17 protein-coding genes are annotated in these 19,710 nt (G+C 73.3%); 4 read left to right on the plus strand and 13 right to left on the minus strand.

Translation table 11 applies throughout. The features are described 5' to 3' along the window. Window positions 1-14: 14 nt before the first annotated feature. Together M8J73_RS05850 and M8J73_RS05855 are read right to left on the minus strand one after the other, a co-directional pair. Complete coding sequence (locus M8J73_RS05850) at window positions 15-758, minus strand: amino acid ABC transporter ATP-binding protein (protein ID WP_055539068.1); 744 nt, start codon at window positions 756-758, stop codon at window positions 15-17. 182 nt (window positions 759-940) lie between these two features. After that, the gene (locus M8J73_RS05855) at window positions 941-1,405 is read right to left on the minus strand and encodes a DUF6278 family protein (protein WP_055539067.1); all 465 of its coding nucleotides are present in this window, start codon (window positions 1,403-1,405) and stop codon (window positions 941-943) included. 165 nt (window positions 1,406-1,570) lie between these two features. Here M8J73_RS05855 and M8J73_RS05860 point away from each other — a divergent pair, with 165 nt between their 5' ends. Next, complete coding sequence (locus M8J73_RS05860; RefSeq protein WP_249828317.1) at window positions 1,571-3,331, plus strand: SGNH/GDSL hydrolase family protein; 1,761 nt, start codon at window positions 1,571-1,573, stop codon at window positions 3,329-3,331. Window positions 3,332-3,349: 18 nt separating this feature from the next. Here M8J73_RS05860 and M8J73_RS05865 read toward each other — a convergent pair whose 3' ends face one another. The 4 genes from M8J73_RS05865 to M8J73_RS05880 all read right to left on the minus strand — a co-directional run bounded on the left by M8J73_RS05865 (window position 3,350) and on the right by M8J73_RS05880 (window position 8,617). Next, window positions 3,350-4,129 (minus strand): exodeoxyribonuclease III, encoded by a 780-nt coding sequence (locus M8J73_RS05865; RefSeq protein ID WP_249828318.1) that lies wholly within the window; start codon window positions 4,127-4,129, stop codon window positions 3,350-3,352. Between the two features lie 64 nt (window positions 4,130-4,193). Then, window positions 4,194-4,829, minus strand: coding sequence for an MBL fold metallo-hydrolase (locus M8J73_RS05870; RefSeq protein WP_099968192.1), 636 nt, complete (start codon window positions 4,827-4,829; stop codon window positions 4,194-4,196). Between the two features lie 96 nt (window positions 4,830-4,925). Continuing rightward, window positions 4,926-6,227 carry a bifunctional 3-oxoadipate enol-lactonase/4-carboxymuconolactone decarboxylase PcaDC gene (pcaDC, locus tag M8J73_RS05875; RefSeq protein ID WP_055540250.1) on the minus strand — a complete coding sequence of 434 codons (1,302 nt, stop codon included), beginning with the start codon at window positions 6,225-6,227 and terminating at the stop codon, window positions 4,926-4,928. Window positions 6,228-6,493: 266 nt separating this feature from the next. Beyond that, window positions 6,494-8,617 (minus strand): SWIM zinc finger family protein, encoded by a 2,124-nt coding sequence (locus M8J73_RS05880; protein ID WP_274757593.1) that lies wholly within the window; start codon window positions 8,615-8,617, stop codon window positions 6,494-6,496. Here M8J73_RS05880 and M8J73_RS45190 point away from each other — a divergent pair. Continuing rightward, a complete protein-coding gene (locus M8J73_RS45190) occupies window positions 8,532-8,765 on the plus strand; it encodes a hypothetical protein (RefSeq protein WP_249828341.1) in 234 nt (77 codons plus the stop codon). The genes M8J73_RS05880 and M8J73_RS45190 overlap by 86 nt on opposite strands. A gap of 352 nt (window positions 8,766-9,117) precedes the next feature. Here the strand turns inward: M8J73_RS45190 and M8J73_RS05890 are convergent, their stop codons facing one another. From M8J73_RS05890 to M8J73_RS05905, 4 genes are all read right to left on the minus strand, one after another. Further along, the gene (locus M8J73_RS05890) at window positions 9,118-12,018 is read right to left on the minus strand and encodes an SCO1167/SCO6262 family helicase (RefSeq protein ID WP_372503904.1); all 2,901 of its coding nucleotides are present in this window, start codon (window positions 12,016-12,018) and stop codon (window positions 9,118-9,120) included. Between the two features lie 137 nt (window positions 12,019-12,155). Continuing rightward, complete coding sequence (locus M8J73_RS05895; protein ID WP_055538062.1) at window positions 12,156-12,737, minus strand: hypothetical protein; 582 nt, start codon at window positions 12,735-12,737, stop codon at window positions 12,156-12,158. Continuing rightward, window positions 12,734-13,879 (minus strand): ROK family glucokinase, encoded by a 1,146-nt coding sequence (locus M8J73_RS05900; protein ID WP_055538063.1) that lies wholly within the window; start codon window positions 13,877-13,879, stop codon window positions 12,734-12,736. The genes M8J73_RS05895 and M8J73_RS05900 overlap by 4 nt, the downstream gene beginning before the upstream one ends. Window positions 13,880-14,043: 164 nt before the next feature. Further along, complete coding sequence (locus M8J73_RS05905) at window positions 14,044-14,781, minus strand: GntR family transcriptional regulator (RefSeq protein ID WP_206187805.1); 738 nt, start codon at window positions 14,779-14,781, stop codon at window positions 14,044-14,046. Between the two features lie 129 nt (window positions 14,782-14,910). Between M8J73_RS05905 and M8J73_RS05910 the strand changes: the two genes are divergently transcribed. Beyond that, on the plus strand, window positions 14,911-15,927 hold the full coding sequence (locus tag M8J73_RS05910) for a Gfo/Idh/MocA family protein (RefSeq protein WP_055538065.1): 1,017 nt from the start codon (window positions 14,911-14,913) through the stop codon (window positions 15,925-15,927). Window positions 15,928-15,969: 42 nt separating this feature from the next. Here the strand turns inward: M8J73_RS05910 and M8J73_RS05915 are convergent, their stop codons facing one another. From M8J73_RS05915 to M8J73_RS05925, 3 genes are all read right to left on the minus strand, one after another. Next, a complete protein-coding gene (locus tag M8J73_RS05915) occupies window positions 15,970-16,470 on the minus strand; it encodes a hypothetical protein (protein WP_055538066.1) in 501 nt (166 codons plus the stop codon). A 55-nt stretch (window positions 16,471-16,525) separates the two neighbouring features. After that, window positions 16,526-17,716, minus strand: a complete 1,191-nt coding sequence (locus M8J73_RS05920; RefSeq protein ID WP_055538067.1) for a cytochrome P450 family protein — start codon at window positions 17,714-17,716, stop codon at window positions 16,526-16,528. 119 nt (window positions 17,717-17,835) lie between these two features. Continuing rightward, complete coding sequence (locus M8J73_RS05925; protein ID WP_055538068.1) at window positions 17,836-18,507, minus strand: response regulator; 672 nt, start codon at window positions 18,505-18,507, stop codon at window positions 17,836-17,838. Between the two features lie 124 nt (window positions 18,508-18,631). Between M8J73_RS05925 and M8J73_RS05930 the strand changes: the two genes are divergently transcribed. Beyond that, on the plus strand, window positions 18,632-19,675 hold the full coding sequence (locus tag M8J73_RS05930) for an aldo/keto reductase (RefSeq protein ID WP_249828319.1): 1,044 nt from the start codon (window positions 18,632-18,634) through the stop codon (window positions 19,673-19,675). The last annotated feature ends 35 nt before the right edge of the window (window positions 19,676-19,710 follow it).

The raw sequence follows: 19,710 nt of genomic DNA on the forward strand, positions 1-19,710 counted from the left end.
CGGTCCAGCGGCGGTCAGTGCTTGAGGATCTTGGAGAGGAAGTCCTTGGCGCGGTCGCTGTTCGGATTCGTGAAGAACTCGTCGGGCGTGCGGTCCTCGACGATGCGCCCGTCGGACATGAAGACGACACGATTGGCGGCGGATCGGGCGAAGCCCATCTCGTGGGTGACGACCACCATGGTCATCCCCTCGCGTGCCAACTGCTGCATGACTTCGAGGACTTCGTTGATCATTTCGGGGTCGAGGGCGGAGGTGGGCTCGTCGAAGAGCATGACCTTCGGTTCCATCGCCAGCGCCCGCGCGATCGCCACACGCTGCTGCTGGCCGCCCGACAGCTGTGCCGGGTACTTCGGTGCCTGATCGGCCAGGCCGACCCGGTCGAGGAGGGTGCGGGAGCGCTCGTCGGCGTCCTCCTTCTTCCTTTTCCGCACCTTGATCTGACCGAGCGACACGTTCTGCAGGACCGTCTTGTGCGCGAAGAGGTTGAAGGACTGGAAGACCATGCCGACGTCCGCGCGGAGCGCCGCGAGGGCCTTGCCCTCCGCGGGCAGCGGCTGCCCGTCGAGCAGGATCTCCCCGGAGTGGATGGCCTCCAGCCGGTTGATGGCCCGGCAGAGCGTCGACTTCCCCGACCCCGAGGGGCCGATGACCACGACCACCTCCCCCCTGCCGACGGTGAGCTCGATGTCCTGGAGGACATGCAGCTCCCCGAAGTATTTGTTCACACCATGCAGTTCGATCAGCGGATCGACAGCCATGCACTGCCCGCCCTGTTCGCTCTCGGCCGTGTCGTGTCGCAGGTGCCGCAAACTATCCGCACGCAAGGTGGCTCCATACGCGACACGCACCGTCGGGGATTAGCCGTATTGTCAGGCACGGGCCGGGGTCGGCCTCGCCATCCCGCCGCCCGATGCCGGGCTGCCCCGATCTCCTGGGTGGCTCACCCCTCCGCGATCTCGGCGTACAGCTGCGACAGCTCCGGTACGCCGTTGTCGGCCCATTCGTGTCCGGCCTCGACCACGTGGATCTCCCGTCCGGAGGCCAGCCGCACCACGGGTTGGCCATTGGGCCAGATCTCCCAGCGGGCGCCCGGGACGGTGCGGACGACGACGGTTCCGAGGTAGAGCCCTGCGTCGTTGCCCAGCCAGGTGGCGGTCTCCTCGTCGTCGCGCCAGCGCGGCACCAGCTGGTCCAGTGCCTCCAACGAGTCGGCCGAGTCGTCGAGTTCGACCCCTGCATGGTGCGCCTGCGCGCGCAGCAGCTCGCATTCGGAGAGGAGTTCGGCGATGCGCTCGTGGCGTTCCTGACCGTTGTCGTCCCCCTCGCCCTCGCCGGCGGATATCACCGCGACTCCCAGGGCTGGACCACGCTTCTTGCGCCAGTTGCCCAGGAAAGGGATGTTCATGCGGTCAGCGTGTCATTCGCACCGCCCTTCGCACCACAGGCGCGCGGAAATCGCCTGTTCGCCCGGAGTTCGCGCCCGGTTCGCGCCAGCCTCATTGACGGGTCCCTGACGCCTCTTTAGTTTCGTGGCGCATCCGTCGTCATCAGGGGAACGGGAGGGTCGCGCGTGCGCCGACGCGTCTGGGGAACGGCTGTCGTACTGGGCCTGTTGGCGGGGGTCGCCCCCGTCGCCTCGGCCCGTGCCGCCGCCGGCGGGGCGGGCGAGCCGGTCCCGCTTGCGCGGCTGTTCGACAACCGGGCGGTCAGTGACGACGCCCGGCCCGGTGAGGCCGACTTCGACGGCTCGGGCGGTTCGCTCTCGGCACGGGACCTGACGGCGGCCGGCTGGACCCCGGGCGGTGTGCTGACCGTCCAGGGCGCCCGCCTGACCTGGCCGGACCGCGACCCGGGGGAGGTGGACAACGTACGGGCCGACGGCCAGTCCGTGCGGGTACGGGGCCGGGGCGACGTCCTCGCCTTCCTGGTCGCCGCGACGGGCGGCGCCGACGCGAGCGGCACCGGGACGGTCCGCTACACAGGCGGCACCCGGTCCACGTACCGGCTGACCGCCCCCGACTGGCGCACCGGCCCGCTCGCCACCAAGGCCGTCGCCCTCCCCCACATCAACACGCCCGGCGGTCAACTCGCCGAGAAGGCACGGCTGTACGTCGTCACCGTGCCCCTGGTGCGGGGCCGCCAGGTGGCTTCCGTGACGCTGCCGCGCGACCGGGACCTCCATGTGTTCGCCCTGTCGGTGCGGCCCGAGTCACGGGGCTGGACCGGCAGTTGGGCGGCCTCCACCTCCGGCTACACCGCCGTCGGCACCTGGACCGACCGCACCCTTCGCCTGGTCGTGCACACCTCGGCGGGCGGGCCCCGGGTGCGGATCCGGCTCGACAACACGTTCGCGTCGGCGCCGGTACGGGTCGGCAGCGCGACGGTGGCCCTGCGGGCGGAGGGGGCCGCCGCCCTCGGGGCTCCGGTTCCGCTGTCGTTCGAGGGCCGGGCGGGCACCGAGATCCCGGCGGGCGCGCAGGCGTTCAGTGATCCGCTGGGCTTCGAGGTGCCGCCGGACACGGATCTGCTGGTCAGCTTCCATCTGCCGGGCACGGTGCCTGCCGCGCCCGTGCACCGGCTGGCCCAGCAGACCTCGTACGTCAGCGAGCCGGGCGATCACGCGGGCGACGGCTCGGCGGCGCCCTACACGTCGACGATCACGACCTGGCCGCTGCTGACGGGCGTCGACGTGGGAGGCGGGCCGGGGTCGGTCGTTCTCCTCGGCGACTCGATCACCGACGGGGAGCGGACGACGGTGGGCGCGAACCGCCGCTGGCCGGACGTCCTGGCGGACCGGCTGCGGCAGCAGGACCAGGTCCCCCGCTACGGGGTCCTCAATCAGGGGATCTCCGCGAACCGGGTCGTCACCGACCGCTATCCGGGCGACGGTGTCTCCACCGACACGGGCGGGGTCAGCGCCCTCCACCGCTTCGACCGTGATGTCCTCGCCCAGACGTCCGCCCGTACCGCCGTCGTCTTCCAGGGCGTGAACGACGTCCGCTGGGGCGGCACCGCGGACCAGGTCGTCGACGGGCTGCGGGAGATCGCCGCCCGGGGCCACGCACGCGGTCTGCGGATGCTGGTGGCGACGATCGCGCCCTGCGAGGGCGAGGCCCGCTGCACGGCGGCCGCCGACGCCCACCGCGTCGCGATCAACGAGTGGATCCGCGGCAACGACGCGTTCGACGGAGTGCTGGACTTCGACCGGGTGCTGCGCGACCCCGACCGGCCGGCGCGGATGCTTCCCGCGTACGACAGCGGGGACCATCTGCATCCGGGCGAGGCGGGGCTCGCCGCGCTGGCCGAGTCGGTGGATCTGCGGCTGCTCTGAGCGGCGGTCCCGGGGCCGCTACACGTCCAGGTCCACCACCACCGGCGCGTGGTCCGAGGCGCCCTTGCCCTTGCGCTCCTCGCGGTCCACGTAGGCGTCCTTCACGGCCTTCCCGAACGGTTCGTTGCCGTAGACCAGGTCGATGCGCATGCCGCGGTTCTTGGGGAAGCACAGCTGGCGGTAGTCCCAGTACGTGAAGGGGTGCTCGTACTTGAGGGGGCGCGGGACGATGTCGGAGAGGCCGGCCTCGCGGAGGGAGGCGAGGGCGGCGCGCTCGGCGGGGGTGACATGGGTGGCGCCCTCGAAGGCGGCGACGTCGAACACGTCGTCGTCCGTGGGGGCCACGTTGTAGTCGCCCATGACGGCGAAGGGGCGGCTGCCGGCGGCGTCGCCGGCGACGGCGGCCTTGAGGGCCTCGAACCACTGGAGCTTGTACGCGTAGTGCGGGTGGTCGACCTCGCGGCCGTTCGGCACGTACACCGACCAGACGCGGACCGGGCCGCAGGTGGCGGAGATCGCGCGGGGCTCCACGGCTCCGTCGTAGCCGGGGTCGCCGGGCAGGCCCTTGACGACGTCCTCCAGGCCGACGCGGGAGATCACCGCCACGCCGTTCCACCGGCCGGTGGCGTGCACCGCGGCCTCGTAGCCCCTCTCGCGCAGCGCTTCGAAGGGGAAGGCGTCCTCGGCGATCTTGGCCTCCTGGAGGCACAGCACGTCCGTACCGCTGGTCTCCAGCCAGGCGAGGAGCCGCGGGAGGCGGGCGGTGATCGAGTTCACGTTCCAGGTGGCGATACGCATGCCCCACAACTTACCGGGCGGGTCCGACAACGCCGTCCCGCCCGGTCCCCCGCCCCAGGTCCCCCTACAGGTCCGCCGAGGTGCCGGGGGCGAGGCGGAGGTGCTCGGCGCCGCCGAGGGCGCCGATCTGGCGGTCGTAGATCGGGCGGGCCAGGTCGGTGAGGAGGGCGTCGTGGATGTCGTAGGCGCGTTGCGGCTTGACCTCGCGGACATAGTCGATGACCTCGGAGATCTTGCTCCAGGGGGCCATCACGGGGAGCATCAGCGTCTCCACGGCGTGGTCGGGCACGGTCAGGGCGTCGCCGGGGTGGAAGACCCGGCCGCCGTCGACGAGGTAGCCGACGTTGGTGATGCGGGGGATGTCCGGGTGGATGACGGCGTGCAGTTCGCCGTGCACCTGGATGTCGAAGCCCGCGGCGGTGAACGTGTCGCCGTGGCCGACCGTGTGCACCCGGCCGGGGAACGCGGCGGAGATCTTCTCGGCGACGGAGCGCAGGGTCCATATCTCGGCGGCCGGGTTGCCCTCAAGGGCCGCGCGCAGCCGTCCCTCGTCGAAGTGGTCGGGGTGCTCGTGCGTGACCAGGACCGCGTCCGCGCCGACCGCCGCGTCCTCCTCGCTGAACCCGCCGGGGTCGATGACGAGCGTGCGTCCGCCCTTCTCCAGACGGACGCAGGCGTGCGACTTCTTCGTGAGCTTCATGGTCATGACTCCATCCTGCCCCCGCGGGACCCCCGAGGGCCCGCTGGCCGGTGTTTCACGGGTCAGGTCCCCTGCCTGTGCGGGCCGCCGCCGGGGTCATTCCTCGGGGGTGGTCTCCTCCCGGATGATCTGCTGGGCGACCTTGAAGGCGCTGTTCGCGGCGGGGACGCCGCAGTAGACGGCGGCCTGGAGGAGGACTTCCTTGATCTCGTTCGGGGTGAGCCCGTTGCGGAGGGCGGCCCGGGTGTGGAAGGCGAGTTCGTCGAGGTGTCCGCCGGCGACGAGGGCGGTGAGCGTGACGCAGCTGCGGGAGCGGCGGTCGAGGCCCGGCCGGTCCCAGATCTCGCCCCACGCGTAGCGGGTGATGAACTCCTGGAAGTCCCCGGAGAACTCGTCCGCCGTGGCCAGCGCCCGGTCGACGTGCGCGTCGCCGAGCACCTCGCGGCGCACCTTGAGCCCGGCGTCGTACGGGTCCGGTCTGCCCGTCGCCTCCGGCTGGACCGCGGCCGGGGCGATCTCGGCGACGGGGCCGCTCTGCTGCGGCACGGCGACCGCGAGGGCCGGCTTGGCGGGCGCCACCGGGATGGCGATCTGACCGGTGGTCGAGTCGTACGCGGGCTGCCAGGCCGTCGAGAAGTGCCGGACGAGGAGGTCGGTGACCGCGGCGGGCTGCTCGACGGGCACCAGGTGCGAGGCGCTGGGCACGACGGCGAGACGGGCGTCCGGGATGCCCGCGACGAGCGTACGGGCCTCGGCGGGCCCGGTGACCTGGTCGTCGGAGCCGACGAGGACCAGGGTGGGGACACCGATACGGCCCAGTTCGGCGCGGATGTCGAACGAGGCGAGGGCCTCGCAGGCGGCGATGTAGCAGCCGGGGTCGGTGGTGCGGACCATCTGGACGGCCCACTCGGTGATCGCGGGCTGCGCCGCCGCGAACCCGGCGGTGAACCAGCGCTCCGGGGACGTACGCGCGATCGGGTCGAGGCCGTTCGTCCGTACGATCACGCCGCGCTGGCGGAACTCGTCGGCCGTGCCGAAGCGCGGCGACGCGGCGATCAGCGCGAGCGAGGCGATGCGGTCGGGGTGGCGCAGCGCGAGCTCCGCGCCGATGGCGCCGCCGAGCGCGCAGCCCGCGTAGCCGAAGCGCTGCACGCCGAGCGCGTCCAGCGTGGCCAGCAGCCGGGCGGCCAGCTCGGAGACCGAACCGCCGGGGTAGGCGGGCGCGCCGCCGTGGCCCGGCAGGTCGAACCGGAAGACCCGCCACTGCTTGGTCAGTTCGGGGATCTGCCTGTCCCACATGTGCCATGTCGTGCCGAGCGAGGGCCCGAGGATGAGGACCGGGGCGTCGTCCGGCCCGTCGAAGCGGTACTGGAGGGCAGGGGTCGTCGTCTCACTCACCGCTACACGCTAACGTCCCGCCCTCGGTGCTCTGTCCCGGGGATCGGAATCCGCCCGTGCGGCTCCCGAACATCGACGGGCAACTTCCACACCGTCTTCACCGAAGCGCAGGTCACGCTACGGGCGCGGGAACGGGGCACGACACCGGACCATCCGTCGAACAAACTTCCCAGCGTGTCGTGCGTTGCAGGGCGCCCCCGGCGCGCTGTCGGGGGCGGGGGCCTCCGCGTCCGTGGGGTCATTCGTGGGGGTTCATTCGTGGGGGTTCAGTGGTCGTCGGTCGAGCCCAGGCCCGTCAGGGCTCCCACCGGGTCGAGGTCGGGTGTGCCTCTCGGCCACCAGTCGTCGTGGCCCGGTTCGGACTCGTAGGCGTACCACAGGCCGTCCCTGCCCAGGCGGAGTTGGACGTGGCCCAAGGGGTGGGTGAGGTGGTTGTGCCAGGGGCGGAACGCCGGCAGGTCGGCGGCGAGGAGCAGCGGGCGGGCACGGTCGAAGCGGCCCGCCGGCGGGTCCCACGGCTCCTCCAGGACGGCAAGCCCTTCGAGGCCGCCCTGGCGCCAGGCGGCGACCGCGCGGGCCAGGTCGGCCGGGGTGCGGCCGGTGGCGGCGGCCAGCGACGAGTACAGGGCGCGGGTGGTGGCGGTCAGACCGGAGCCGGGGCGGGCCGCGGCCAGCCGCACCGCGTCCTGCCAGAGCGTCAGCTCGGCTACCGGGTCCCGTCCGGTGGTGAGCAGCGCGTGCGCCCGGGCCGCCGCGTCGGTGGCCAACTGGTCCAGCGCGAACGGGTCCGGGCCGCCCGGCGCCCCCGGATACACCGGGGGCTGCTCCGGGTGCGGAGGCGGGGGCAGCGGTGCGGGCAGCGGCGGAAGCGTGCGCGGGGCGAGGGCCTCGCTCGCCCGGACGCCGGGGAGCGCCGCGGGCCGCTGCTCCTGCGCGGCACGCGCCGCCCGCGCGGCGTTGCGCCGCGACAGCGCGTCGAGCAGCTCCCGCTCGCCCCGGCCCCGCAGAAGCAGCAGGACGAACGGGTCCTCGTCCAGCAGCCGCGCCGTCTGATAGCAGAGCGCCGCCGCGTGCTTGCAGGGGTGCCCCCGGTCCGGGCAACTGCAGTGGGGCTCCAACTCCCCCGGTCCGGGCAGCAGCCGCGTCCCGCGAGGGCTCCGGCGGCCGGATGCGGATGCGGTTGTGGCACCACCGGCCAGGGACTGCGGGAGTTCCTTGTCGAGCAGGGCGGCGATGTCGGCGGGGCGTTCGGCCGCCGTGTCCAGGAAACGGTCCCACTCGTCGTCGTCCAGTGTCCGCAGCCGGACCTGCACCCGGTAGGGCCGGGGCCGGCTGCCGTGGACGTACGCCAGCACCAGCCCCGGCGTGACCGTGATCGCGTCCACGTGACCCTTGTCGGCGTACGCCCGCCCCCGTGCGAGACGGGCCGCGTCCAGGGCGCCCTCCTCCAACGCGGTCACCCACGCGTTCCCCCACCAGCTCTCCGCGAACGCCTCCCCGCCCGAGGTCCGGGGCGGAAACGCCCGGAAGGTACGCCGGAGTTCGCCGTCACGGGAAGGGGCGGCCATGCTGCTGGGGACGCGGGGCGTGGCGGCGCCGACACCGGACCGGGCATCTGCGGGGTGGTCGACCGCAGGGCCGACAGCCCGGTCGCCGAGGGAAGCCTCGCCTTCGGCTCGGGCTTGCGCTTCGGCTCGGGTACGGGCTTGGGCTCGGGTGGGACCTTCGGCTTCGGCTTCGGCTTCGCCTCGGGTGCGAGCTTCGGCTTCGGCTCTCGCGGTATCACGGGAGCTGCCCTGCCGAGGCTCGGCGGCGGTGAGGCCGTGCGGCGACTCAGCGGCCTCCGAGGGCAGCTCGAAGGCACCGGCGAGCAAGGCGCGTACGTCCCGGACCGGGCGGGGCCCCTCCCTCCGGTCAGCGCCCTCACGTCGGTCAGCGCTGCGGCCGCTCCCTTCCTGCCTCCCTCTGCGGCGGCCCAGGGCCTGGTCCGCAGAACGGCGCGCCGGCACAGCCCGGCGCCCGGCATCGGCTGCCCCCGCTGCTGCCGATGCCTCAGACGCGGCTCCCCCGGCATCGGCATCGGCATCGGTGGCCTTGGCCCCGGCACCGGTCCTGGCCTTGGCATCAGCCTTGGCCTTGGCATCAGCCTTGGCCTTGGCATCAGCCTTGGCCTTGGTCTCCGCCTCGGCCTCCGCGCGGGCCCGCTCCGCCGCGCTCCGAGCGGCGCGCAGCGCGGCACGGGCGATGTCACCGGGCCGGGCACCGCCGGATGCGGCGGTCCCACCGGCGCGCGGGACCTCGGGGGTGCGTGATGCGCGCTCCCCGGACGGCTCCTCGGGCGAGGCCGCCGCCCTGGCGCCCGCTGCCCGCCACAGCGCGGCCCGGGCCACATCGCCGGGCCGGGCACCCCGCGCCCCCTGGGCCTCACTCCCGGCCGACGCGGCGGCCGCACCCCCGCTCTCCGACTCCTCGCCGAGGCCCTGCGGCTCCGCACTGCCACGGCCGGACGTCATCTCCACGCCGCGCCCCAGCGCCTGACCGGCCCCACGGGCTCCGCCGGACGCAGCACCCTCCGAGCCCGAGGCACCAGCACCAGCACCAGCACCAGCACCAGCACCACGGTCGGACCTTCCAGCGGCCCCACCGGGCCCGGCCCCGGCACCGCCCGACGCACCGGCCCCGCCCGAGTCGCTCGTCCCCTCCACGCCCGGCGCCTCCCAGGCACTGCCCTGCGCCGCCTCGGCACCGCCGGTCGCCGCACCCCCGCTGGTCGGCGTCGGTGGCGTCGCGGTCTCTCCCTGGTCGTCGCCGCGCAGGGCCCGGTCCCGGGCCGCGCGCAGTGCCTGGCGGGCCGCGTCCGCGGGGCGGGGGGTGGGGTGGTCAGGGGTGCTCACGTCGACCTCCGCAGCGAGACGAGGTCGGTCAGTTCGCGGTCGGTCAGTTCCGTGAGGGCCGCCTCGCCGGAGCCGAGGATGGCGTCGGAGAGGGCCCGCTTCGCTTCGAGCATCTCGGCGATGCGGTCCTCGATGGTGCCCTCGGTGATGAGGCGGTGGACCTGGACGGGCTGGGTCTGGCCGATGCGGTAGGCACGGTCGGTGGCCTGTTCCTCGACGGCGGGGTTCCACCAGCGGTCGAAGTGGATGACATGGCCGGCGCGGGTGAGGTTCAGGCCGGTGCCGGCCGCCTTGAGGGAGAGCACCAGGACGGGGGTCGCCCCGCTCTGGAAACGGTCCACCATCTCCTCGCGGTCCTTGACGGGGGTGCCGCCGTGGAGCAGTTCGACGGGGATCGCGCGGGCGGCCAGGTGTGCGGTGATCAGGCGGGCCATGCCGACGTACTGGGTGAAGACCAGGGCCGAGCCGTCCTCGGAGAGCAGGGTGTCCACCAGCTCGTCCAGGAGGGCGAGTTTGCCGGAGCGGGCGGAGAGGCGGTCTCCGTGGCCGGCGGCTTCCTCCTTCAGATACAGCGCCGGGTGGTCGCAGATCTGTTTGAGGGCGCCCAGCAGTTTCAGGACCAGGCCCCGGCGGGCGATGCCCTCCGCCGTCTCGATGGCCAGCAGCGACTCGCGGACGACGGCCTCGTAGAGCGCGGCCTGTTCACGGGTGAGCGGGACGGGGTGGTCGGTCTCGGTCTTCGGCGGCAGCTCGGGAACGATACCGGGGTCGGACTTCTTGCGGCGGAGCAGGAAGGGGCGGACCAGCCGGGCGAGTCGGGTCACGGCCTCCTCGTCCTCGCCGTTCTCCACGGCGCGGGCGTGACGGGCGCGGAAGGACTTGAGGGGGCCGAGGAGGCCGGGGGTGGTCCAGTCGAGGAGCGCCCACAGCTCGGAGAGGTTGTTCTCGACCGGGGTGCCGGTGAGGGCGACCCGGGCGGGCGTCGGGATCGTGCGCAGGGCCTTCGCCGTCGCCGAGTAGGGGTTCTTGACGTGCTGGGCCTCGTCGGCGACGACCATCCCCCATCGCTGCTCGGCGAGTTGGGTCGCCGTCGAGCGCATGGTGCCGTACGTGGTGAGGACGAAGCCGGGGCCGAGGTCGTCCAGGGAGCGGTCGGGGCCGTGGAAGCGGCGGACGGGCACGCCGGGGGCGAAGCGGGTGATCTCGCGCTGCCAGTTGCCCAGCAGGGAGGCGGGGCAGACGACGAGGGTGGGCTCGGGGCGGGCCCGGCGCAGATGCAGGGCGATGACGGTGATGGTCTTGCCGAGGCCCATGTCGTCGGCGAGACAGCCGCCGAGGCCGAGGGAGGTCATGAGGTCCAGCCAGGCAAGGCCCCGGAGTTGGTAGTCGCGGAGGGTGGCCGCGAGGCCCCGGGGCGGGTCGACCGGGCCGACGCCGGCCGTCAGTCGGTCGCGGAGCGCGGCCAACGCGCCCACCGGGACCGCCTCCACGGTCTCGCCGTCCACGTCGGCCGTGCCGGTCAGGGCCGCGGACAGGGCGTCCACCGGGTCCAGCAGGCCCAGTTCGCGCCGGCGGGCCTTGCGGACGAGAGCCGGGTCCACGAGGACCCACTGGTCACGCAGACGGACGACCGGGCGGTGCGCCTCGGCCAGGGCGTCCATCTCGGCGTCGGTGAGCGGGTCGCCGCCGAGCGCCAACTGCCAGCGGAAGCTCAGCAGTTCCTCGCTCTCGAAGAAGCCGGTGCCGTCCGTGGCCGAGCCGGGCGCCGGGCGCACCTCGGCCCGGACGCTCAGGTCCTGGGCGAGGTCGCGGGGCCAGTGCACGGCGACCCCGGCCGCGGCCAGCCGGGTCGCGGCCACGCCGAGGAGGTCGGACAGCTCGTCCTCGGAGAGCGCGAGGACGTCGGGGACGTCCTGGTCGGCGAGCCGGTCCAGGGGCGGCCAGACGCGGGCCGCGCGGCGCACGGCGAGGGCGGCGTCCACCCGGGCGCGGGGCCCGAACGCCTCGTCCGCGTCGCCCGCCCACAGCGCCGCCGCGTCGACGACCAGCGTGGGGTCGGCGAGGCTGTGCACCTGGACGACGGCCGCGCCGGCCCGGCGGCCCCCTTCGCTGTCGTCGAACAGGTCGTACGCCGACAGGTCGAGGCGCAGGGAGATCCGTACGCCCGCGTCCATGCCGGCGGCGACCTCGGCGGCCCAGTCGCGGGCGCCGGGAAGCCGCTGGCCGGTGCTCGCCGCGAAGGGCTTGCCGGAGACGTACGGCGCGGCCGGGCCGCGGGGCAGGGTGTCGGCCACGGCGTCCAGGAAGGACCGCACCAGCGCTTCCGGTTCGGGCAGCCGGAGAGGGCCCTTGCCGGGCAGCGGAACGGCGTGGCCCTCATACGGCAGGGCCGCGGCGACGGCCCTGAGGTGGGCGATGTCGTCCGGGTCGAGCGGTCCGGCCCGCCAGGCGTCGAACCCGTCGGCCGTGAGCCCCGGCAGCAGGCGTCCCCGGGCGACGAGCCGCAGCGCGTGCAGGGCGGCGGCGCCCCAGCAGGCCGTGGCGGGGTGGGCGGCGGGGTCGCGGCGGGCCCGCGCGAGCAGGGGCAGGGCCGCGGCGACGGGCAGGGACAGGGCGGGGGCGGTGCCTCTGCGGACGCCGGTGGCGCCGTGCCGTCGGACGACGGTGAGGTCCTCGGGGGTGCCGGGCGGTGGTTTGTCGCTGTCCGGGTCCCAGAAGGCGACCCGGCCGTGGCGGGGCAGGGGCGCCGGAAGGAAGACGGCGGCCAGCCGCACCGGGACGGTCAGGGGATCGGTGGCGGCCGGTGTCATCGCGGGCACGGCCGTGACGGCACCGTGAACGGCCATGTCGGCCTCAGGAACAGCCGTGCCGGCCTCGGGAACAGCCGTGTCCCGCATGCGTCCGGTCACCTCCCCGCCCATGGTCGGATGAGCCGTCTCCGGCTCCGATCAGCTGTCTCCGACTCTACGGGCGGGGTCTGACAATCGGTCCCGCCGACCGTGCGCGAGCCCGCACGGGCCCGGATACGCGCAGGTCAGGGCACAGTTCGGGACACCACGTACACCATCGGATGGTCCGGGTTGGACCGGTTCACGACGATGTCGTGGGTGGGCGCGGGACTCTTCCGTTTGTTGACGAGGCCGTACCAGGGGCCGGGGCCGCTGAAGTCCCAGCCGACGATCCGCCGGTCGCGGGCGTGGACGGCCAGCTCGCCCTTCTTCAGCGCCGCCGTGCTGGTGCCGATCTGGTCGAGGAAGCGTTCGAGGCCCTCGTTGCTCGTGTAGAACTGCACGTACAGACGGCTGGTCCGCCAGTTGTTCGTCTCGTAGTACGCGAGGTGCTTCGAGTACGGCGGGACCGGGACGTCGTAGAGGCGCTGCTGGAGCCGGGAGGGCCAGTGCGCGGTGAGGCCGGTCGCCGAGTACTTCTCCTCCTTGTCCTTGCCGCTGTCCCGGCTCTGGTTCGCGGAGATCACCAGATAGCCGGCGGGGACGCCGATGAGCAGCACGATGATCGCCAGGGTGAGCGCGCGCCGGCGGATCTTGTGGCGGCGGTCCTCGGCGGGCTGCTCGGGTTCCTCGGGTGAGGTGCCCTGGCGGGGCACGGAGGCGGTCATGCGGAGTCCTGGGTGGTGCGGCGGGCCTCCACGTACCGCGCGTACCGTTCGTAGCGCTCGACCCGGCGGCGGTTGGCGCGGCGGAAGCGGCGGGCGACGAGACGGGCCAGGTCGGCGGCGCCCACCATGCCGGCCTCGGGGCCGAGCTGGGCGCGGGCGATACGGGCCTCGGGGCGGTAGCCGCGGCCGGTGAGGTGGCGGCGGAAGGCGTCGCGGGCGGGGCCGATGAGGAGGTCGTCGGCGGCCGAGACACCGCCGCCGATGACGAAGCAGGACGGGTCGAGGGCGGCGGCGAGGTTGGCGATGCCGACGCCGAGCCACTGGCCGATGTCCTGGAGCAGCTCGATGCACATCGCGTCGCCCTCACGGGCCAGTTCGGTGATCATCGGCCCGGTGATGTCGCCGATGTTGCCCTTGACGTGCTCGATGATCCCGTACGCGACCGGGGAGTCCGCCGCGGCCAGCTCGCGGGCCTCTCTGACCAGCGCGTTCCCGGAGCTGTACTGCTCCCAGCAGCCGCGGTTGCCGCACGGGCAGCGGTGTCCGCCGGGCACGACCTGCATATGGCCGAACTCTCCGGCGACCCCGAACTTGCCGCGCTTGACCTGGCCGTCCTCCAGGATCGCGCCGCCGATACCGGTGCCGAGCGTGATCATGACCAGGTGGTCCTCGTCACGGCCGGCACCGAAGCGCCACTCGGCCCAGGCGGCGGCGTTGGCGTCGTTGTCGACCAGCACGGGCACGGCGAGACGGCCGGCGAGCCGGTCGCGCAGCGGTTCGTTGCGCCAGGACAGGTGCGGGGCGAACAGCACGCGGTTGCGGTCCGCGTCGACCCAGCCGGCGGCGCCGATGCCGACGGCGTGCACGTCGTGCCGGTCGGAGAGGTCCAGGACCAGCTCCACGATCGTGTCCTCGACGACCTGGGGGCTCTTGGACTTGTCCGGGGTCTCCGTGCGGAGCTTCTCCAGAATGTTGCCGTCGGCGTCCACGACGCCCGCCATCACCTTCGTACCGCCGATGTCGATGCCGACGGTGGGGACGCGGGGCGCCGTCAGGTGCGAGCGGCGCTCGCGCGTGCCGACGGTACGCAGGACGGTGGCCCGCGCGGAGCCGCGGTGGGTGAAGTCGCGGTAAGTGCTCATCGGGCCGATTCTGCCTTAGCGCTCCGCTTGGTGCGGCGTGGGGGCTGGGGGTGCCATGGGTTGTTTTTCGGGTGCGGGTCCGGTGGGGACTGGTCGCGCAGTTCCCCGCGCCCCTCTTTCGGCGGCTGCGCCGCCGTCGAGCGGGCGGGCGGGCGGAAAGCCGGCTACGCCCTCACCAGCAGCTGGAAGTCGAACGAGTAGCGGGAGGCTCGGTAGACGTGGGTGCCGTATTCGACCGCTCTGCCCGTGTCGTCGAAGGTGGTGCGTTGCATGGTCAGGAGGGGGGCGCCGTCGGGTTCGGTCAGGCGTTCGGCTTCCTCCGGTGTGGCCGATCTCGCGCCGATGGTCTGGCGGGCGCTGTGCAGGGTGATGCCCGCGGAGCGCATCAGGCGGTAGAGGCCCGTCGACTCCAGCTGGGGCGAGTCGAGGTCCAGGAGGCCGGTCGGGATGTAGTTGCACAGGGCGGCCATGGGCTCGCCGTGGGCCAGACGGAGTCGCTCGATGCGGTGGACCTCCCCGCCCTCGGCGACGGCGAGGGCGGCGGCGACCTCGGCGGAGGCGGGGACGGTGGTGTTGAGCAGGACCCGGGTCTCGGGGCGCTGGCCGGCGGCCTCCAGGTCGTCGTAGAGGCTGCTGAGCTCCAGGGGCCGCTTGACCTGGCTGTGGACGACCTGTGTGCCCACGCCGCGGCGGCGGACGAGGAGCCCCTTGTCGACGAGGGACTGGATGGCCTGGCGGACCGTGGGACGGGACAGGCCGAGGCGGGCGGCCAGCTCGATCTCGTTGCCCAGCAGGCTGCCCGGGGTCAGCGCGCCGTGCTCGATCGCGGCCTCCAATTGCTGCGACAGCTGGAAGTAGAGCGGGACCGGGCTGCTGCGGTCGACGCTGAGCTGGAGCGACACGGTCGGATCCACTTCTGGTTTCGGCACGGGCCGAGCGTAGCCCCGGTGCCGGATGACGGGAAGCCGCGTCGTTCGGTTGTCCGGACAAAGCATTGACACGGCGGCGGGTACGCCCGCACTTTGTTTCTCATGCGCATCGGACTTATCGGAGCGGGTCGAATCGGGACGATTCACGCGACCACGCTCAGCCGTCATCGCGACGTCGGCTCCCTGATCATCACGGACGTCGACACGGCTCGGGCCCATGACCTCGCGGACCGCCTGGGCGAGACGGTCGCACCCGGAGTGGACGAGATCTTCACCTGGGGCGTGGACGCCGTGGTGATAACGGCCGCCACGTCGGCCCACGGCGAACTGATCGGTCGGGCAGCACGCTCGGGGCTCCCGGTGTTCTGCGAGAAACCCATCGCCGTGGACATGCAGGGCACCTTAAACGCGCTCGCCGAGGTCGACGCCGCCGGAACCGTGCTGCAGATGGGCTTCCAGCGACGCTTCGACTCCGGCTACGTCACCGCCCGTGAGGCCGTGCGCTCGGGCCGGCTGGGGCGGTTGCACACCGTGCGGGCACTGAGCGCGGACCAGGCGCCGCCGCCCGCCGGGTACCTGGCGGTCTCCGGGGGCATCTTCCGGGACTGCATGATCCACGACCTGGACGCCGTGCGCTGGGTGACGGGGCGCGAGGTCGTCACCGTGTACGCCACGGGGTCGGACGCCGGGAACCCGGTGTTCCGGGAGGCGCATGCCTTCGACTGCGCCACGGCAGCCGCCGTGCTGACGCTGGAGGACGGCACCCTCGTCACGGCGACGGCGGCGCGGGTGAACGGGGCGGGCTACGACGTCCGCATGGAGCTGGCCGGTGAGCTGGACACCGTGGTGGTCGGGCTGGACGACCGTACGCCGGTCGCGTCCACCGAGCCGGCCGGGCCGCCGCCCGCCGACAAGCCGTGGACCGGTTTCCTGGAGCGTTTCGCCGCCGCGTACGAGGCCGAGGTCGCCGCGTTCGTCGAGGTGGTGCGCGGCGAGCGGGCCAACCCCTGCGACGGCCGTGAGGCGCTGCAGGCGTTGCGCGTCGCCGAGGCCTGCGAGGTGTCCCGCCGGGAGCACCGGCCGGTGAGCCTCGGCGAGATCCCGGGCGGCCGCGACTGAGCCGCCCGACGGCCGTACCGCCGGGGTTTCCGAGCGCCCGGGTCACACGAGCAGCCGTACCGCCGGGGTCTCCGTGTCGGTGGCCAGGATCTGGTCGCAGTCGCCGCAGCGGAGGTCCCACGGGCGGCTCACATTGGTCTGGATGCTGGGCTTGCCTGACTCCCTGGTCTCGTGGCAGTAGTAGCCGAGGTGCAGTCGCACCCAGGGGTGGCTGGTCGGGGCCGCGGAGCGGCGGCCGTCACGGCCGTCCTCGAAGGGCGCCCACCAGAAGTCGACCAGGATCCGCACCCCGAGCCGTTCGTCGCCGGAGGTGCTGTCGAACGCGGCGATGCGGGCCGGCGCGTGATGCCGGCCGAGGCCGCTGCGGGTACCGGAGCACAGGGCCTTCTCCGCGCCCCGCTCGAAGAGGGTGGTGCGGCCGAGGCGCTCGCAGACGAAGCAGTCCAGGCTGAACTCGACGGTGGGCCCCCAGTACAGCTGATGGCTCTCCTTGCCGCCCGGCGGCCGGGTGAGGGCCGCGGTGATCTCCGCGGTGCGCAGCATGGTCGGGTTCTCCTGCGGGGCTCGGGGGCGGCGTGCGCCGGCGGGGTGAGCGTACTCACCAGCGGACCGGCTGGCTCCGTACGCCGCGTATCAGCATGCCCGGCAGCCAGGGGCCCGGCGGTCCGTCCAGGGCGAGGTCGGGGCAGCGGTCGAGGAGAGTGCGGAGGGCGACGCGGGCCTCCAGTCGGGCCAGGGGCGCGCCCAGGCAGTAGTGGATGCCGTGCCCGAAGGCGAGGTGGCCCCGGGTGTCGCGGTGGATGTCGAAGCGGTCGGCGGCGGGGCAGCGGCTGTCGTCGCGATCGGCGGCGGCCAGGCCGACCAGCACGGAATCGCCCACCTCGATGGGTGTGCCGGCGATGACGAGGGGCTCGGCGGCGAAGCGGAACGTCGCGTTCTCCACGGGGCCCTCGTAGCGCAGGGTCTCCTCCACCACCGCGTCCACCAGGCTCATGTCGGCCCGTACCTCGGCGAGTTGGCCGGGGTGGGCGAGCAGGGTACGCACGGCGTTGCTGATGAGGTTGACCGTGGTCTCGTGGCCGGCGATGAGCAGGATGAAGGCCATGCCGCGCAGCTCGTCCGGCGACAGCCGGTCGCCGTCCTCGTCGGTCGTGCGGATCAGCGCGCTGAGCAGGTCGTCGGCGGGCGGCGAGCACCGCTTGTCCTCGATCAACTCGCCCAGGTACGCGGCGAGTCGGACGAAGGCGTCGTACTCGCTCTCCGCGCTGGTGGGGGCCACCGTCTCCGTCGACATCTCACGGAAGGCGGCACGGTCGAACTCGGGCACGCCGAGCAGTTCGCAGATGACGGTGAGCGGCAGCGGGTAGGCGAAGGACTCCACCAGGTCGGCGCGTCCGAGCGGCAGCATCGCATCGAGCAGGTCGTCGGTGATCTGCTGGATCCGGGGCCGCAGACGCTCCACGCGGCGGGCGGTGAACTCGCGGGTGATGAGCCCCCGCAGCCGGGTGTGCTGCGGCGGGTCGGAGACCAGCAGGTACTTGCCGATCAGCTCCTCGTCGAGGAAGGTGACCCCGATCTTCGAGGCGTCCTTCGACAGCCGGGGGTCGGCGAGCGCCGCCCGCGCCTCCTCGTACCCCACGACCAGCCATGTCTCGTGGTGCGCGTCGTGCCCCGGCAGCCGTACCCGGTGCACCGGGCCGAGCGCGCGCAGCTCGGCGTACACGGGATACGGGTCCTCGGTGAACCGGGCCCCGTACTCCCCCAGATCGATCACATGCGTGTTCCTCATGAATCCCCCCTCACCCGCACAACGCACGGACCCCCGCGCGAGTGCCCGCGCCAGGCACCGGATTCCCCACCCACCGGGCGACGGCCCCTGGTAGGAGCTCCCCGCCCTGGCGGCCGGAGCTAGCGACCGTCCTCCTCCAGCAGGCCGGCGTCGTATGTCAACAGAGCGATCTGCACACGGTTGTTGAGGTCGAGCTTGGCGAGGATGCGGGAGACGTGGGTCTTGACGGTGGCGACGCTCATGAAGAGTTCGGCGGCGATCTCGGCGTTGGAGGCGCCCCGGCCGACCGCGACGGCGACCTCGCGTTCCCGGTCGTTGAGGGCGGCGACCCGGGAACGGGCCGTCGTGCGGCGGGTATCGGGGGCGGCGCCCGCGGCGTGCTCCATCAGCTGGCGGGTGACGGCGGGCGACAGGACGGGATCACCGGCGGCGACCCGGCGTACCGCGTCGACGATCTCGGCGGGCGGGGTGTCCTTCAGCACGAACCCGGCGGCGCCCGCGCGCAGGGCCCGCAGCACCTGGTCGTCGGCGTGGAAGGTGGTGAGGACGACCACTTGGGGGGCGTCCGGGTGGCGGCGGAGCCGTTCGGTGGCCGAGAGGCCGTCGACGGTGGGCATCCGGATGTCCATGAGGACGACGTCGGGGCGGGCGCGGTCGACCAGGGCGTCCACTTCGGCGCCGTCGGCGGCCTCGCCGACGATCTCGATGTCGTCGGCGCCGCCCAGCATGAAGGAGAGCCCGGCGCGGACGAGGGGGTCGTCGTCGACGAGGAGCAGTCGGATGGGGGTCATCGGCCCGCCGTTCGGATGTCGGTCATGGCCCTACCGTAATGACGCCGCGTCGCGGACCCCCGCCTTCCGTCGGGTCGACCCGTTAGTGTCGGCCGGTACGGCATTCAACTGACGGAGGTTGTGGGTGCGTTACCGACTCCTGGGCCGGACCGGGCTCCGTGTCTCCGAGCTGTTCCTCGGCGCCATGACGTTCGGCGAGCAGGGCGGGGTGGGGGCGCCCCGGGCGGAGTGCGCGCGCATCCTCGACGTGTACGCGGAGGCCGGCGGCAATGTGATCGACACGGCCGTCAACTACCGGGGCGGGGAGAGCGAGCGCATCGTCGGCGAGCTGCTCAAGGGGCAGCGGGACCGGTTCGTGCTGTCCACGAAGTACACCGTCTCGCGCGACGGCACCGACCCCAACGCGGCGGGCAACCACCGCAAGAACCTGGCCCTGTCGCTGGAGACCAGTCTGCGGCGCCTGGAGACCGACTACATCGACCTGTACTGGGTGCACATCTGGGACCGGAACACCCCTGTCGAGGAGACGATGCGCGCGCTGGACGACGCCGTACGGTCCGGGAAGGTGCTGTACGTCGGGATCTCGGACGCACCGGCATGGGTGGTGGCCCGGGCCAACACCCTCGCGGAGTGGCGGGGTTGGTCCCCGCTGTCGGCGCTCCAGGTGCCGTACAGCCTGCTCAACCGGGACATCGAGCGTGAGCTGCTTCCGATGGCGGAGGCGTTCGGGATGTCGGTCGCGGCGTGGAGCCCGCTGCAGAACGGCATCCTGTCCGGCAAGTACACGCGGGCGGGCGGGCCGGCGCCGGGTACGGCGACCCGGCTGTCCGCGGAGACCATCGGGCGGCGGGAGCGGGCGGTCGCGCAGGCCGTGCAGTCCGCCGCGGACGAGCTCGGTGCCACGCCCGCGCAGGTCGCCATCGCCTGGACGATGGCGCACTCCCCCGCCGTCCACCCCATCCTGGGCGCCCGCCGGGCCGAACAGCTCACGGACAACCTGGGCGCGGCCCGGCTGGTCCTGCCGGAGGAGGTCCTGGCCCGTCTGGAGGACACGACCGGCTTCCGTCTCGGTTTCCCCGGCGACTTCATCGACGAGGCGTCGGCCTGGGTGTACGGCTCGGCGGGGCAACGGGTGGTGCCGCGGGAGTGGGGCCGGGGCGCCCAGTAGCTCGGGGGTGCGCGATTCGTTGGCGGGTGCGGGTG

Source organism: Streptomyces neyagawaensis (assembly GCF_023516595.1).
In the GTDB taxonomy this organism is placed as follows: domain Bacteria; phylum Actinomycetota; class Actinomycetes; order Streptomycetales; family Streptomycetaceae; genus Streptomyces; species Streptomyces neyagawaensis.

Bases quoted from the DNA above. Each gene is read 5' to 3' on its own strand.
- M8J73_RS05920 (WP_055538067.1), bottom strand. From the start codon at position 17,716: ATGAGGAACACGCATGTGATCGATCTGGGGGAGTACGGGGCCCGGTTC.
- M8J73_RS05910 (WP_055538065.1), top strand. From the start codon at position 14,911: ATGCGCATCGGACTTATCGGAGCGGGTCGAATCGGGACGATTCACGCG.
- M8J73_RS05865 (WP_249828318.1), bottom strand. From the start codon at position 4,129: ATGCGTATCGCCACCTGGAACGTGAACTCGATCACCGCCCGCCTCCCG.
- M8J73_RS05850 (WP_055539068.1), bottom strand. From the start codon at position 758: ATGGCTGTCGATCCGCTGATCGAACTGCATGGTGTGAACAAATACTTC.
- M8J73_RS05925 (WP_055538068.1), bottom strand. From the start codon at position 18,507: ATGACCCCCATCCGACTGCTCCTCGTCGACGACGACCCCCTCGTCCGC.
- M8J73_RS05855 (WP_055539067.1), bottom strand. From the start codon at position 1,405: ATGAACATCCCTTTCCTGGGCAACTGGCGCAAGAAGCGTGGTCCAGCC.
- M8J73_RS05870 (WP_099968192.1), bottom strand. From the start codon at position 4,829: ATGAAGCTCACGAAGAAGTCGCACGCCTGCGTCCGTCTGGAGAAGGGC.
- M8J73_RS05915 (WP_055538066.1), bottom strand. From the start codon at position 16,470: ATGCTGCGCACCGCGGAGATCACCGCGGCCCTCACCCGGCCGCCGGGC.
- M8J73_RS05900 (WP_055538063.1), bottom strand. From the start codon at position 13,879: ATGAGCACTTACCGCGACTTCACCCACCGCGGCTCCGCGCGGGCCACC.
- M8J73_RS05890 (WP_372503904.1), bottom strand. From the start codon at position 12,018: ATGCGGGACACGGCTGTTCCCGAGGCCGGCACGGCTGTTCCTGAGGCC.
- M8J73_RS05895 (WP_055538062.1), bottom strand. From the start codon at position 12,737: ATGACCGCCTCCGTGCCCCGCCAGGGCACCTCACCCGAGGAACCCGAG.